The sequence below is a fragment of the Candidatus Finniella inopinata genome, from assembly GCF_004210305.1.
Taxonomy (GTDB): domain Bacteria; phylum Pseudomonadota; class Alphaproteobacteria; order Paracaedibacterales; family CAIULA01; genus Finniella; species Finniella inopinata_A.
On the sequence record NZ_SCFB01000003.1, the window covers coordinates 1 to 13,054 of the forward strand.

At 42.7% G+C, this 13,054-nt stretch carries 11 protein-coding genes and 1 tRNA gene; 11 read left to right on the forward strand and 1 reads right to left on the reverse strand.

The genetic code is table 11. From position 1 onward, the window contains the following. The first annotated feature begins 116 nt into the window (after positions 1-116). The 6 genes from EQU50_RS01700 to EQU50_RS01725 all read left to right on the forward strand — a co-directional run bounded on the left by EQU50_RS01700 (position 117) and on the right by EQU50_RS01725 (position 7,361). Positions 117-617 (forward strand): hypothetical protein, encoded by a 501-nt coding sequence (locus EQU50_RS01700; protein ID WP_130153439.1) that lies wholly within the window; start codon positions 117-119, stop codon positions 615-617. A gap of 237 nt (positions 618-854) precedes the next feature. Further along, a complete protein-coding gene (locus EQU50_RS01705; protein WP_165380291.1) occupies positions 855-1,787 on the forward strand; it encodes a cation diffusion facilitator family transporter in 933 nt (310 codons plus the stop codon). Continuing rightward, the gene (locus tag EQU50_RS01710; protein ID WP_130153440.1) at positions 1,784-3,061 is read left to right on the forward strand and encodes an RsmB/NOP family class I SAM-dependent RNA methyltransferase; all 1,278 of its coding nucleotides are present in this window, start codon (positions 1,784-1,786) and stop codon (positions 3,059-3,061) included. Before EQU50_RS01705 ends, EQU50_RS01710 begins: the two co-directional genes overlap by 4 nt. A gap of 62 nt (positions 3,062-3,123) precedes the next feature. Beyond that, positions 3,124-3,975 (forward strand): hypothetical protein, encoded by an 852-nt coding sequence (locus EQU50_RS01715; protein ID WP_130153441.1) that lies wholly within the window; start codon positions 3,124-3,126, stop codon positions 3,973-3,975. Between the two features lie 102 nt (positions 3,976-4,077). Continuing rightward, positions 4,078-5,226, forward strand: a complete 1,149-nt coding sequence (locus EQU50_RS01720) for an ISAs1 family transposase (RefSeq protein WP_130153184.1) — start codon at positions 4,078-4,080, stop codon at positions 5,224-5,226. A 455-nt stretch (positions 5,227-5,681) separates the two neighbouring features. Continuing rightward, complete coding sequence (locus EQU50_RS01725; protein ID WP_130153442.1) at positions 5,682-7,361, forward strand: carbohydrate-binding module family 20 domain-containing protein; 1,680 nt, start codon at positions 5,682-5,684, stop codon at positions 7,359-7,361. Between the two features lie 113 nt (positions 7,362-7,474). On the opposite strand, the gene EQU50_RS01730 is transcribed toward EQU50_RS01725, so the two are convergent. Then, positions 7,475-8,269 (reverse strand): EipB family protein, encoded by a 795-nt coding sequence (locus EQU50_RS01730; RefSeq protein WP_165380292.1) that lies wholly within the window; start codon positions 8,267-8,269, stop codon positions 7,475-7,477. Positions 8,270-8,516: 247 nt separating this feature from the next. Here EQU50_RS01730 and EQU50_RS01735 point away from each other — a divergent pair. The 5 genes from EQU50_RS01735 (at position 8,517) to EQU50_RS01755 (ending at position 12,765) form a co-directional block, all read left to right on the forward strand. Beyond that, positions 8,517-8,601: transfer RNA gene (locus tag EQU50_RS01735), tRNA-Leu, on the forward strand. A 35-nt stretch (positions 8,602-8,636) separates the two neighbouring features. Next, the gene (locus EQU50_RS01740; protein ID WP_130153444.1) at positions 8,637-9,818 is read left to right on the forward strand and encodes a trigger factor; all 1,182 of its coding nucleotides are present in this window, start codon (positions 8,637-8,639) and stop codon (positions 9,816-9,818) included. 4 nt (positions 9,819-9,822) lie between these two features. Beyond that, positions 9,823-10,476, forward strand: a complete 654-nt coding sequence (gene clpP, locus EQU50_RS01745; protein ID WP_320409985.1) for an ATP-dependent Clp endopeptidase proteolytic subunit ClpP — start codon at positions 9,823-9,825, stop codon at positions 10,474-10,476. Between the two features lie 153 nt (positions 10,477-10,629). Then, positions 10,630-11,886, forward strand: a complete 1,257-nt coding sequence (gene clpX, locus EQU50_RS01750) for an ATP-dependent Clp protease ATP-binding subunit ClpX (RefSeq protein WP_130153445.1) — start codon at positions 10,630-10,632, stop codon at positions 11,884-11,886. A gap of 465 nt (positions 11,887-12,351) precedes the next feature. Continuing rightward, positions 12,352-12,765, forward strand: coding sequence for a MerR family transcriptional regulator (locus EQU50_RS01755; protein WP_130153446.1), 414 nt, complete (start codon positions 12,352-12,354; stop codon positions 12,763-12,765). The last annotated feature ends 289 nt before the right edge of the window (positions 12,766-13,054 follow it).

Here is a 13,054-nt window from a genome sequence, read left to right on the forward strand (position 1 = left end):
CCGAAAAAAACCTCGTAAAATTTTTCTCAATTAAAACAGAAATCTATGACTTATTCAATTGATGACACGCCCTAGATCAGCTTAAAGAAAAAATTGAAAAGAATGATAATGAACGAATGGCTTTTGAAGCCAAGCAATCAGATGCGCAAAAAAAAATATTAGAAGCGCATGGACAGCTTACAACTGTTACACAAGAGCAATCCAATCTCGAAAGCTTTTTAGAAAAGGTGACTGAGCAGGTGAATAAAACTGAAAGTCTACAAACTGAATTAAAAACATTATTGGAAGAAATTAGTAAAAAAACAGAAAAACCGACGACCTATTTTAGTCAATTCTATGCTGTCGTTGCTTCGAAAGTAGGAAGCGCCATCCCTGAAAGAGTTTCTGCAGCAGCAGCAAGTGTTTCTTCGGCAGCATCTTCTATCATCCCTGACAGAGTGTCATCAGCTTGGGAATCACTTGGGGAATTTTTTTGGTCTAAACACGAAAAAGAATTAACGGAATTCTGGAGTAAAAATGGAAAAGCTATCACGGAGATAAAAGGTGGATTAAGTGCACTGGAGGAATCAGTAAAAAAAATGATTTCAGATAATGCATCTGCCGCTGCTCCTCGTTAACCACCCACTCTGTTTACACCAAAACCCTATTGCACACGTCTGCTTAAGGGTTTTGGAGCATTGCTCAAGGGTTAACAAATCTTTAAAATGCGCCCTCTCTGGGACGTACCCAGCCCTATGGCGAAGAAATGAAACCAATCGAAATGGCACTGCCACCGTGCCTAAAAAAATTTTAGTTTGCGATTTTAGCTAATTATGAGAAGAATGGGCAAAGTTTTATGAACCTTAGTTACCCATTTGACAGCTGTAAATAATCTTTCTACCCCCCAGGTACGCGAAAAACTTGTGAAGGCCGCTACCTATGCGGCTTTGGTGGTGGCTACTTTTTTGGTCATCGGCAAGTCGTTTGCCTGGTACATTACCAATTCTTTAAGTATCAAGGCATCGTTGGTTGATTCGTTGCTGGATGCCTTTGCATCAATGATTAATTTCGTTGCTGTTCGTCATGCCTTGAAACCGGCCGATGCTGATCACCGATTTGGACACGGCAAGGTTGAGGCGTTGGCCAGCTTGGCTCAGTCAGTATTCATTGCCTTATCATCCATGTGGTTGATGCATGAGGTGGTCGAGCGTTTTTATAATCCTACAACTCTCCATTATAATTCATGGGCTGTGGTTGTGATGATTGCATCGACTGTGCTGACAGCGATGTTAATTATGGGACAACGTTATGTTGTGAAACGAACCAATTCACTGGCCGTTTCCGCCGATGCGTTGCATTACCAAACGGACATCCTGACGAATCTGGGGGTTTTGGGAAGTTTCGCCCTGTCGTCCTATCTGCATTTAACATATTTAGATACGTTGGTGGGGGCTGCGATTGCCGTTTATATTCTGTTCGCTTCTTGGGAGATTTTAAAAAAATCCCTTGATATTTTGATGGATCGCGAATTGCCTGACGAGACGCTGGCGGCGATTCGTCACATTGTTCAAAATCACCCTCAAGTGCTTGGAATTCATGACTTGCGCACACGAAGTTCGGGCCATAATGAGTTTATTCAAATGCATCTGGATTTAGAAGCCAGCCTCACCCTGGATCAAGCCCACCATATTGCCGAAGAAGTTGCCAATCAAATTTATGCAGCCTTTCCAACCGCCGAGGTTATTATTCACCAAGACCCCGTCGGCCGGTGCCGTCGACGTCACAGAAAGATGATTTTCCCGCAATGAAAACAACCGCCCGTTATCAAACCGTTATCGAATTGATCGATGAAATTCTGGCTAGTCCAGATGTTCCCAGTGACCGATTATTGGTCGACTATTTTCGTCAACGACGCTTTATTGGAAGCCACGACAGACGATCTGTTCAAGAAAGCATCTATGCCATTTTGCGCCAGTGGCCTGTTTTAACGTTTTATCAGCGTCAGTTGGATGGACGTCAGGCGGTTTTATGGCATTTGCGGGTTTGTGAAAACAACTCTGTGGAAATGATAGAAGCCCTTTTTAATGGGGAACAGTATGGGCCACAGCCTTTATCAATAACCGAGGCGCGCAGTTTGGAAATGATTCTGCCGGAATCCACATGGCCCGATTGGGTCAAGGCAGCGACGCCCGAATGGCTATGGCCTCATTGCCAAGAACGTTTTGGAGACCAGGCATTGGTTGAAATGCAGACCCTGAATCAGCCAGCAGGTTTCGATGTCAGAGTGAATTTGTTAAAAAATAGCCGGGATTCAGTTCTTACGACATTGCAAAGTGAGGGCGTTAGGGTTACCCCAACGCCTTTAAGTCCCTGGGGTCTTCGCTTTGAAAGCCGTTATGCGTTGCAAAGCCATGATCTTTGGCAGAATGGGTCTCTGGAAGTTCAGGATGAAGGGTCGCAGTTGATTGCCTTGTTAACCGAAGCAGAACCCAGAATGCACGTACTTGATTTATGCGCGGGGGCAGGGGGCAAGACCCTGGCGCTGGCCGCAACCATGCAAAATAAGGGGATTCTTTTCGCCACCGACATTCATGAATGGCGTCTGAAACGGGCGAAGGAGCGGTTGCGTCGCGCCAGTGTTTCCAATGTGGAATGCCGTGTTCTGGGTGGAAGTTGGTTGAAACGGCAGGCGGGGCGGTTTGATCGGGTGTTGATCGACGCGCCTTGTTCCGGTAGTGGTACGTGGCGACGCAATCCCGATTTGAAGATTCGTTTCAAGCCCCAGGATTTAAAGGAATTGCAGGAAAAGCAACAGCACATTCTTGATATGGCCGTGCAGGCGGTTAAGCCAGGCGGATACTTAATTTATGCCACCTGTTCTGTTCTAAGGTCAGAGAATGAAGATCAAATCGATCAATTCCTAAGCAAACACAGTACGTTTTCGTTGGTGGATATTCGGGAGGTGTGGCAAAAGCACCTAACATCAGTTTGTCCTGCCCAAGGACCAACCCTTCAACTGACGCCCCACCGTGACCAGACCGATGCCTTTTTTGTAGGGATTTTACGAAAATTGTCTATTTAACAATATATTAACTTTATAATGATATAAATAAGACTTAACAGTTTTTTATAGGAATTATAGAGATGAAATGCAATGCAGCATGTCAATTGGTTTCGGTTTTATTATTGTCAACTTTTTCGGGGACGGGGTATGCTGCTGACGGGCCTCGTTTTGCGGGGCCGACGTATCTTAATGCGCCCCAAAGCAACTCCTCAAGGTTCCGTATTTATCATGGTTTTGATTTGGCATTTATGATGGCAAAGAGTGCAAGTGATGTAAATCCTACTTTTAATGGGGCAGATACAACGCCCATCTCAGATTCAGTTAGATTAAAACGCATTGCCGATATGGGATACACGCACATACAGATTTCACCCCCTCATACAATTACGCCAACCTCTCACAACACTTTTGGGCCTACGTCCACCACTGTTGTGGTTACGACCCTCACGCCGGCTATCACAGCTCCTTCTAGCACCGTTAACGGGACAGCCGAACTAAAAAGTACTATCAACGTTAATGCCAAACCCAGCAATCTCGCTAAATTTGGATTTTTGCCATCAGGTGATGTCGCGAATCCCACCCCCACCGTCACTATTAATAATCAGCTGGTAAATAGTGGTGTCAAGAGCACAGCTGTCGTTATACAAAACCCTACGCAAGTTGATCACGATTATTGGTATCTTTCTTATCAGCCTTATATTTGTGTTTTGGATGCCGCCTATCAAAGTGAGCTGAATGCTGTGTTTGGGACAGCAAACGGTTCTCCTAATAAACCTATTTCCAATTATGGCATTACGTTGGGTGATGGAACAGTTGTGGGATTCCGTTTAGGTAATGATCGGTATGGTTCACTTGCCGACCTTGTCACCCTTATCCAGAATGCAAGACAATATGGTCTGGGCATTGTTCATGGCGATTGCACTGAAAATTAGTTTAGTATTCTAAAAATTATTTCCTAATTTTTTATTCGGCTTTTCTGCTGTTCTATCCGTTGTTATTATTCTTTTTTCTCAATAAAGAAAAAGGAAACAGGGATGCAGTTATCAGATACTTTCCTCAAACATTTTGAACCTCTTGCCGATCCTCGTATTGATAACCACAACAAGCTTCACAAATTGCACGATATCTTGGTAATAACAATATTGGCCACAATTTGTGGCGCTGATAACTGGGTTGATATTAGTGAATTTGGCAAAGCCAAATACGATTGGTTATCAACATTTCTCGAGCTGCCTAATGGTGTGCCATCTCATGATACTTTTGGCCGTGTGTTTTCCATACTTGACCCAGAGCAATTTGAATCCTGCTTTTATGCATGGATCAAGTCACTCTCTATCGATGTTAATTCTGAGATTATTGCTATTGATGGAAAAACGCTACGGGGTTCTGGCAACAGAAGAAAAGAGAAAAAAGCCCTACACATTGTAAGTGCCTGGGCAAGCAATCAAAGTCTTCTTTTAGGGCAAGTTAAAACGGATGAAAAATCCAATGAAATTACAGCCATTCCAAAATTACTCAAGATGATTGATGTTACTGGTAGTACAGTCACCATTGACGCCATGGGTTGTCAGCAGTCAATTGCTGAAGAGATCTTAATTCAAGGTGCAGACTACGTATTAGCTCTAAAAGATAATCAACCGAAGCTTCATGAAATGGTCAAGGCAATTTTCCATATAGGAGAATCACGTCAGTACAAGAAGATGCTTAATCGACGGAAAGTAGAGAAGATCCATGATCATGGTCGCATAGAAACACGTCGCTATACATTAGTATCAGCACGCGATCCGGCAGTATTTCAACTTCGTTGGCCTGGGTTAAAGGGTGTTGGCATGCTTGAAACAACACGCACAACTAATAATCAGGTTGAGCGTAGTACCCGCTACTTTCTAACAAGTTTAGCCTATGAAAATATTGATCAGTTTATGGTTGCTGTCAGAAAACACTGGAACATAGAAATTAACCTGCACTGGTCTTTGGATGTAGGTTTTAGGGAAGACCATAACCAGGTGCATGTTGGCCACGCGGCCAAGAATTTGGCTGTCATGAGACGTATTGCTTTGAATCTACTCAAGCAAGAAAAAACGAATAAACGAGGGGTGAGCTGTCGACGGAAGGTAGCAGGCTGGGACAACAAATACTTATTGAAAATTCTAACCGCTGACCACAATTTAAAGCGCGTTTGAGCGGATTGACTGATATAAACGGTAAGTCTTTTAAAGGGGAGGATAGTGTCTAAAAATAAAAAAAACAGGAAGTAGATCTCTCAAAACCTACAAAATCAAATCAATCTACAAAAGTTTGGGAAATAGCAGAAACCGTAATTTTAAAAACTAGGCTGAGGAGATGTCAGTGCAATCGCCATGGCATTGTTGTCGATGTAGCCTTTCACCAACTTGGATGGCAAAGCCCGGTATTCTTTAATTATGGTTCTAACACATACAATAAAAGTGATAACATATTTCCATTTGGTACAAGTACAGTTTTCGGTAATAGCACTATAAATAATACGGGCGAATTTCCCTTCTATGCGGTTAACTATCCCCCTGTCGCTGCAACACCTTTCGATATTCAATATTTTTCGTCAGGCTCCATAAATAATGGACAGATTGCAGCGAAGTCTCTTAATGCGAATGTTCTTTTGAATGCTAAAACGTTTGGTTTAACCTCTTCAACTTATGCAAGTTCAACAGGCTCCCAAGTTCCAACAGATTTCATTCTCCCTAATAAGACAAATGGAAGCGCTTGGAATTTTGGTCCACCTCTTGATCCTTCTTCCCCAGGCGTACAAACGATGATTGCGGGATATATGCAATTGCTTTACGACGTCGGCGTTGTCGGCATTCGTATCGATGACGTGGGGGACACCATTACTAATAATGGGAATATAACAAATCTTAAAAATATCTTCGCAGCAAAACCTCAGAATGCGGCGGCGACCAGTAAACCACCTTTCAGTCTTTTTCAAATGGGCTATGCGGAGTATTGGAATCCACAAACAAGCGCTTTGATACCTTATGAAGGCGTCACGCCTTTTGAAGATTTTCCTTTGTGGCAGCAATTGTATCAATGTTTTGCGTATAATAACCCGCTTAGTAATTTGATTATGCCAAACGCTATTGGAAATGCTCCCTCTGGAAAATTTTCCGTGAATCACGACAGATATCCCTTGGTATCCGGGACGGAGGGATTTTATGGAAATAAAAACCCTAATGATGTTTTCCAAACGACCCAGTCACAATTAGCCATTTCTTATTTGTGTTCAGCACGTGATGGTTCGCCCTTGATTATCCGTTTTGAGGACGAGAGAGATGGCACTGCGACGCTCAATAAAACGTTAATCCAGCGTGCCTTGGCCTTTCGAACCTTGATGGAACAATTCCGTGCGCCCCACGAATATATGGCAGCCATGCCTTCAAATAACAACAACGTTCTGCTCATTGCTCGTCAATATGGTTTCGTCATCATTAACAATGGTGGTAACCCCTATACGGCAGCGCAAGTGGATTTCAATAGGTTAGCTTCAAACGGCGTTCCGCTTTCGTACTATATTCCGGCTGGGACATATCAAGAAGTGTCAGGTTTAGTATCCCAGTCGTCAAAGACACTTGCAACAACACCTGCAACGATAACAACAGCACCTATGGCACTACCAGCACAACCTACACGGCAAGGTGTTTACTACGGTCAGAATTATAATGGTGCAACAACCTATCAATATAGCGGAATAAACAGCCAATACCAAATAGCGTGGTCAGTAGGGACGCAAGCAGCTCCCAAGACCATTACGACAACCCCACCTATCTCTTCTTACGCTTTCCCTTCCAGCACGGCACCCAAGAGCCCCTTTGATAGTCTGGCCGTTGATGCCAATAATGCAAGGTTTTTTGTCCTCACAAATCCTTCTACACCCCAAAGCAGTTGCGATGTGACCTTCGCGTGTCCTTCTACGGCTTCACAACAAACCGCGATTGCGGGAAATCATCCTTTATTGGGAAATTGGGGAATTCGTCCTGACCTTTTGAATCTTATGATGCAGGTGACTCCGACAACGGGAACCACTTGGAATTCTCTCCCCTTAGGCTTCCCCGCCGGCTTGCCCATTCAGTATAAAAACGTCCAGGCTACAAGTAATGGGATAAATCGCTGGGAACAGGTTGGAGCCAATGGTGCGACCAATCGAAGCCTTACGGTTCCTACGCCTCCTGCCAGTGGTACCACCACTACGACCACCAACGGTGTTACAATTGTCACCACTGCAGCCACTTCGACTGCCGCTGCTACTGCAACCATCACTCCCTCCAGCATCACCTGGCAGTAAAGCTCGACCCCCCTTGTCACCCCCGCAAAGGCGGGGGTCCAGTTATATTTATTTTCTGGATCCCGTCTGCACGGGAATGAGAACGGTGACTGCAGACTCTCCCCCAACGATCCTCAGTGGGAATAAATAGTGACGTCTTTCAAGGTCATCGTTGTTTGAAGCGTTTTTTCGCCATATTCCATGGGCACCTCCATGGATAAAATAATGCCAGACTTTAAAATGGTTTGCGTCATCTCAAAATCGGGGTCAATTTCCTTGCTGTCTGGTTGAAAAAATGCCATGTGCAAGGACCAAGCTTTATCCGCGTCAATTAAGTCCTTGTTATTTAGAACAAGTGCTGGCGTCAAAGGGGTCATGATCACATTGACTTTCTCCACGGCATCTTGTGTGCTGTACGTCCCATCAAAAACGGCTTGATTGGAAAGGTTAAGGGCTTCTTTTTCAATGACTTTTTCAATGGTTTGCAGAATTTTATTAAGATAATGCAAAGGAAACAAGGTGCCAGGATTCAAACGAACCAGGCAGGCCTTCGGTTGTTGATAAACGGCCATACCTGGATCAAAGGGGTCTGTCGTTGCGTGCCCATGGGTATAATCCACAATCCTGCCGTTATGCGACGACGTGGTCGTAAAGATGTAATATTTGCCATCTTTTGATTCCCATGAAGCAATCGTAGTCCGGAATTCATCCGCTTTATCGGTGAAATTATTCACAGAAACCATAAATTGTTGTTCGAAAGTCCAACCCGCCCCCGTATCACGTATATCCATCGTCATGGATCCTGTGACTGAACTTTCCTGGCCTTTTGCAGGCTTACTTAAAGCAATCGTATACGAAGCCTTATGAGGCACGATATTTCCCAAGGCACAGGTAAGCGTTGCAAACAAGATTAACGGAATTTTTAACACAAAAACTTTCATAAAAAACAAGAGAAACACACGTCGTGATTATGACGGTAACGGTCATAACTTTAAAACAGGTTTTTCCTTGCGTTCAATAAAAGTTTCCCTATGCAAAAATTTCTGTTCCACAAATTGACCAAAAAGTCACTGCCTATATTTTGCATTGTTGCTGCCTCTGGCAAAAGTAGAGGGTTGATCAAAGCGAGCAGATTTGTTATTCCTGAATAAGGTCATTTCAATAAATGATCAAAAAGCGGGCGTGGTGGAATTGGCAGACACACCAGACTTAGGATCTGGCGACGCAAGTCTTGGGGGTTCAAGTCCCTCCGCCCGCACCATTTAAAGTAGGCACTTTCTCAAGGTATTAAGCAGTATGCAAATTCAAAACAGAACTTCTAAAGGACTCAAGCACGAATTCACCGTTACAGTTCCCTTACAAGATATCGACGAAAGGATTGTTAATTGGTTACAAGAAAGAGCCAAAAGCGTCCGCCTAGATGGTTTTCGCCCCGGAAAAGCCCCTTTAAATATTATTCGCCAACGATACGGTGATCAAGCTTTACAAGAAGCCAGAGAACATTTTGTTCGTACCGGTACAGAAAAGATTTATAAAGATCAGAATGTCAGAGTAGCCGGCAACCCTGTTTATGACTTTGGCGATTTAGAAAAAGAACAGGATTTTTCGTTTTCGATTGCTTTCGAGACGCTGCCTTCGTTTGATCTTAAAGATTTTTCAAAAATTAAGCTGGAAACGCTTGATGTTAAGGTTCCAGGCGAAGAAATCGAGAAATCTTTGAACCGCCTTGCTGAGGCGTATAAAGAATCTGGCGATGAGGCGTCGGCTCAAGACTTTAAAATTGATGATGAATTTGCCAAGAAGTTCGCGTGTGAAAACCTTGAAGCTTTGCGAGCCAAAATCGAGGAGACACTGAAAAGAGATTATGACCACTTAGCAAGATTATATTGCAAACGTCATTTATTGGATGCCTTGGCCGATGACTATACCTTCGACTTACCAGAAGCAATGGTTAAAAGTGAGTTTGATGCAATTTGGGGACGCCTGGAAAAAGAAATGGCGAATGCCAAAGAAAATGGCGACTTAAGTCCTGAAGAAGCTGATAAGCCCATGAAAGACTATGAAGAAGAATACAGACAGATTGCAAGCCGACGGGTTCGGTTAGGCTTAGTTGTGGCAGAAGTTGCTAAGAAAAATAACATCAGTTTATCACCCGAGATGGTTCGTGATTTAATGGTGCAAGAAGCTATGCGATATCCCGGAGAGGAACAAGAGGTCGTGAAATACTACCGTTCCCATCCTGAAATGATTGAACACCTTACAGGTCCTGCCCTGGAAGACAAGGTTGTTGATTTCATCGTATCCAAAGCTGATGTCAAAAAAATGGATATCACCTTTAAAGAACTTCAGAAAAAGTTGAAGGGTATTCTGCCGCAGTACGATGATGAAGAAGGTGCTGAAGGGGAGGCGTTAGCTGAAACGACAGCCGAGGTTGAAAAACCAAAAAAAGCTAAGAAAAAAACAGAAACTGAGGCGTAGGTTTATGAAAAATATTTTTGACCCTTCTTTGCAAACATCATCGCACATGACGCAATCAACTTTGGTGCCGATGGTTGTTGAACAGACCAGCCGAGGCGAACGTTCCTATGACATTTACTCTCGTTTATTAAAAGAAAGAATTATCTTTTTGACGGGACAAATTTATGACGAAATGGCCGCCTTAATTTGTGCACAGCTTTTGTTTTTGGAATCAGAAAATCCAGGAAAAGATATATCATTGTATATCAATTCTCCGGGGGGTGTTGTAACCGCCGCCTTGTCAATCTTCGACACAATGAATTATATCAAGTGTGACGTATCCACGATTTGTCTTGGTCAAGCGTGTTCAGCAGGTTCTTTTTTGTTAGCGGCTGGAACACCCGGTAAGCGTTTTTCCCTAAACAATGCACGTGTTATGGTTCACCAACCATCAGGCGGCGCACAAGGGCAAGCGACTGACATTGAGATCCAAGCCCGCGAAATTTTAAAAATTCGCGAACGGTTAAATCAAATTTATTCTAGGATAACAGGGCAAGATATAAAGATAATTGAAGAGGCGATGGAACGTGATCGTTTTATGTCAGCCGAAGAAGCGAAAGACTTTGGCATTGTCGATCATGTGGTGACCAACCGTGTCTCAAATTTGCTGAATGTTTAAGATTGGTTTTTCGCAAAAATTAACTTTTCATTGATGTTTCCCCGTTCATAATATGGATATAAGAAAAAGGGAGGATGAGTTTCTTCTGTTTCAAATCGGCGGAGTCTTGAAATGGTGCCTCTGTTAACGTCTACGACAAAGTGAGAGAACTTTATGAGCAAAAATAATAGTAATGATGTCCCAGCCTTGTATTGTTCCTTTTGTGGAAAAAGCCAGCATGAGGTTAGAAAATTAATCGCAGGTCCAACCGTTTTTATCTGCGATGAGTGTGTAGACCTTTGCACCGATATCATTCGCGAAGAAAATCAATCGTCGCGCTTATCGATACAAGAAGGGGTGCCGACACCGCAAGAAATTTTTAACGTATTGGAAGACTATGTTATTGGTCAAAACCACGCGAAGAAGGTTTTGTCCGTTGCTGTGCACAACCATTATAAGCGGCTATCTTATGACACCAAAGGGTCAGACATAGAGATTGCTAAATCGAACGTTATGCTGATTGGTCCCACGGGAAGCGGTAAAACGCTTTTGGCACAAACATTGGCTCGTATCATCGATGTTCCCTTTACCATGGCAGATGCCACAACCCTGACAGAAGCGGGTTACGTGGGCGAAGACGTAGAAAATATCATTTTAAAGCTGTTGCAGGCTGCCGATTATAACGTGGAGAAGGCTCAACGCGGCATTGTGTATATTGACGAGGTTGATAAAATTTCGCGCAAGTCTGATAACCCGTCCATAACTCGTGATGTTTCAGGGGAGGGCGTTCAGCAGGCCCTTCTCAAGATTATGGAGGGGACAGTTGCGTCAGTTCCACCGCAAGGTGGCCGTAAACATCCGCAGCAAGAGTTCCTGCAGGTTGATACAACGAATATATTGTTTATTTGTGGTGGCGCATTTGCCGGCTTAGACAAGATCATCTCAGCACGTGGGAAAGGGGCTGGCATCGGATTCGGAGCCACCGTGAAAAGTCCCGATGACAGGCAACAAGGAGATATTTTGAAAGACGTTGAGCCAGAGGATTTGCTGAAATTTGGTTTGATACCAGAATTTATCGGCCGTTTGCCCGTTATTGCTACATTGGGTGATCTGGATCAAGCTGCCCTGATTGAGATTTTGACAAAACCGAAAAACGCCTTGGTCAAACAATATCGGCGCTTGTTTGAGATGGAACATACTCAATTAACGATTACAGAGGATGCGTTAAATTCTGTCGCAAATCGGGCTCTTGCCCGTAAAACAGGAGCTAGAGGCCTTCGATCAATCATGGAGCAAATCTTATTGGATATCATGTTTGAGCTTCCTTCGCACCACGATGTGGAGGAAGTTGTTATCAACAAAGGAGTTGTAGATAATCAAGATACCCCTGTAAAAGTTTATTCCAAAAAAAGCAGTGGCCAAATGGCCTAAGCTATACTTTTCTGGGATGAACAGTTGGTTTTTTCTTGATTTTTGGCCCATCAACTTCGGTTCAAAAACTTTTCATAGTTTGTAGCGGAGATTTTTCAGTTGGTTTGTGTACAAAATCTCTGCCATAAATTCCCAACTGTTCACTCTTAATGGGGTATATGTCACTTGAGACCAGAATTGTTTATAGAATTCATTTTATTGGTAGAGGGGCGTTCACAACCCCAACACCCTTTGTGCCTTAAGTATTATTCTTAATTTTATAATTTTTCAGTCGGAAAGCATCTCTAAAATGTACAATACGCCTAAAATTTGATATAGTTATTAGGAAGGCTTTGGAAGCATGCCACGATAAATAACTTTCCTAGTAACTGCCTTTCTGTGGGAGTGTATTGTGTATAAATGTCCAAAAAATCTTGACTTTATTGTCACTATATGGCGTAAATAACTCCCTATAAGGAGTAATATATGACACATTGGTATGTTAAAGAGCTAAGCGATTTAACTAAAGTCTCGCCCCAAACCCTGCATCATTACGATAGGATTGGTTTGCTTAAACCATCTGTAAGGCTTAACAATGGATATCGCATGTATTCTGAAGAAGATTTTTTGCGATTGAAAAAAATCATTGCTTTGAAATACTTCAAATTCAAATTGTCTCAAATAAAAAATTTACTGGAGAACGATACGAATATATTGGACCATTTGTTGGTTCAAGCACAGATATTAGAGAAAAAAGCAAAAGTACTAGCTGAAGCAAGTGAATGGCTTGAAAAAATTATATCTGAATGGAAGCACGATCGGTCCGTTTTTTGGACATCTATGATAGAAGCAAGTGAGAATTTTGGAAAAAAATCCCAAACCCTTTTTGATGATAAATAGCATCTCTAACGCTATTTTTATGGTTATAGGAAGGGTAATTAAAAACTTATCCCCCCTATTCAAACAACCATCTTCTTCTTAAGACAAAATCTCTTAGAAAAAATTATACAATTCGGTCATAATTTTAAAAATAAGCAAAAAAATAAATTTACAATAGGCAGCCTCTTACCTGCACTTTTCGATTGGAATTACCTTAAACTTGAATGTGGCAAGTTTCGCTAGGCGAAAAATAGTCTTAATTTCCCAACTAACTGGAGTGACATCGACTTAAAAATTGAGCATAGTGAAG

What these genes read in the sequence shown, in the direction of transcription:
- EQU50_RS01755 (WP_130153446.1), top strand. Translation starts at nt 12,352, where the DNA reads ATGACACATTGGTATGTTAAAGAGCTAAGCGATTTAACTAAAGTCTCG.
- EQU50_RS01740 (WP_130153444.1), top strand. Translation starts at nt 8,637, where the DNA reads ATGCAAATTCAAAACAGAACTTCTAAAGGACTCAAGCACGAATTCACC.
- EQU50_RS01710 (WP_130153440.1), top strand. Translation starts at nt 1,784, where the DNA reads ATGAAAACAACCGCCCGTTATCAAACCGTTATCGAATTGATCGATGAA.
- EQU50_RS01715 (WP_130153441.1), top strand. Translation starts at nt 3,124, where the DNA reads ATGAAATGCAATGCAGCATGTCAATTGGTTTCGGTTTTATTATTGTCA.
- EQU50_RS01700 (WP_130153439.1), top strand. Translation starts at nt 117, where the DNA reads ATGGCTTTTGAAGCCAAGCAATCAGATGCGCAAAAAAAAATATTAGAA.
- clpX (WP_130153445.1), top strand. Translation starts at nt 10,630, where the DNA reads ATGAGCAAAAATAATAGTAATGATGTCCCAGCCTTGTATTGTTCCTTT.
- clpP (WP_320409985.1), top strand. Translation starts at nt 9,823, where the DNA reads ATGAAAAATATTTTTGACCCTTCTTTGCAAACATCATCGCACATGACG.
- EQU50_RS01720 (WP_130153184.1), top strand. Translation starts at nt 4,078, where the DNA reads ATGCAGTTATCAGATACTTTCCTCAAACATTTTGAACCTCTTGCCGAT.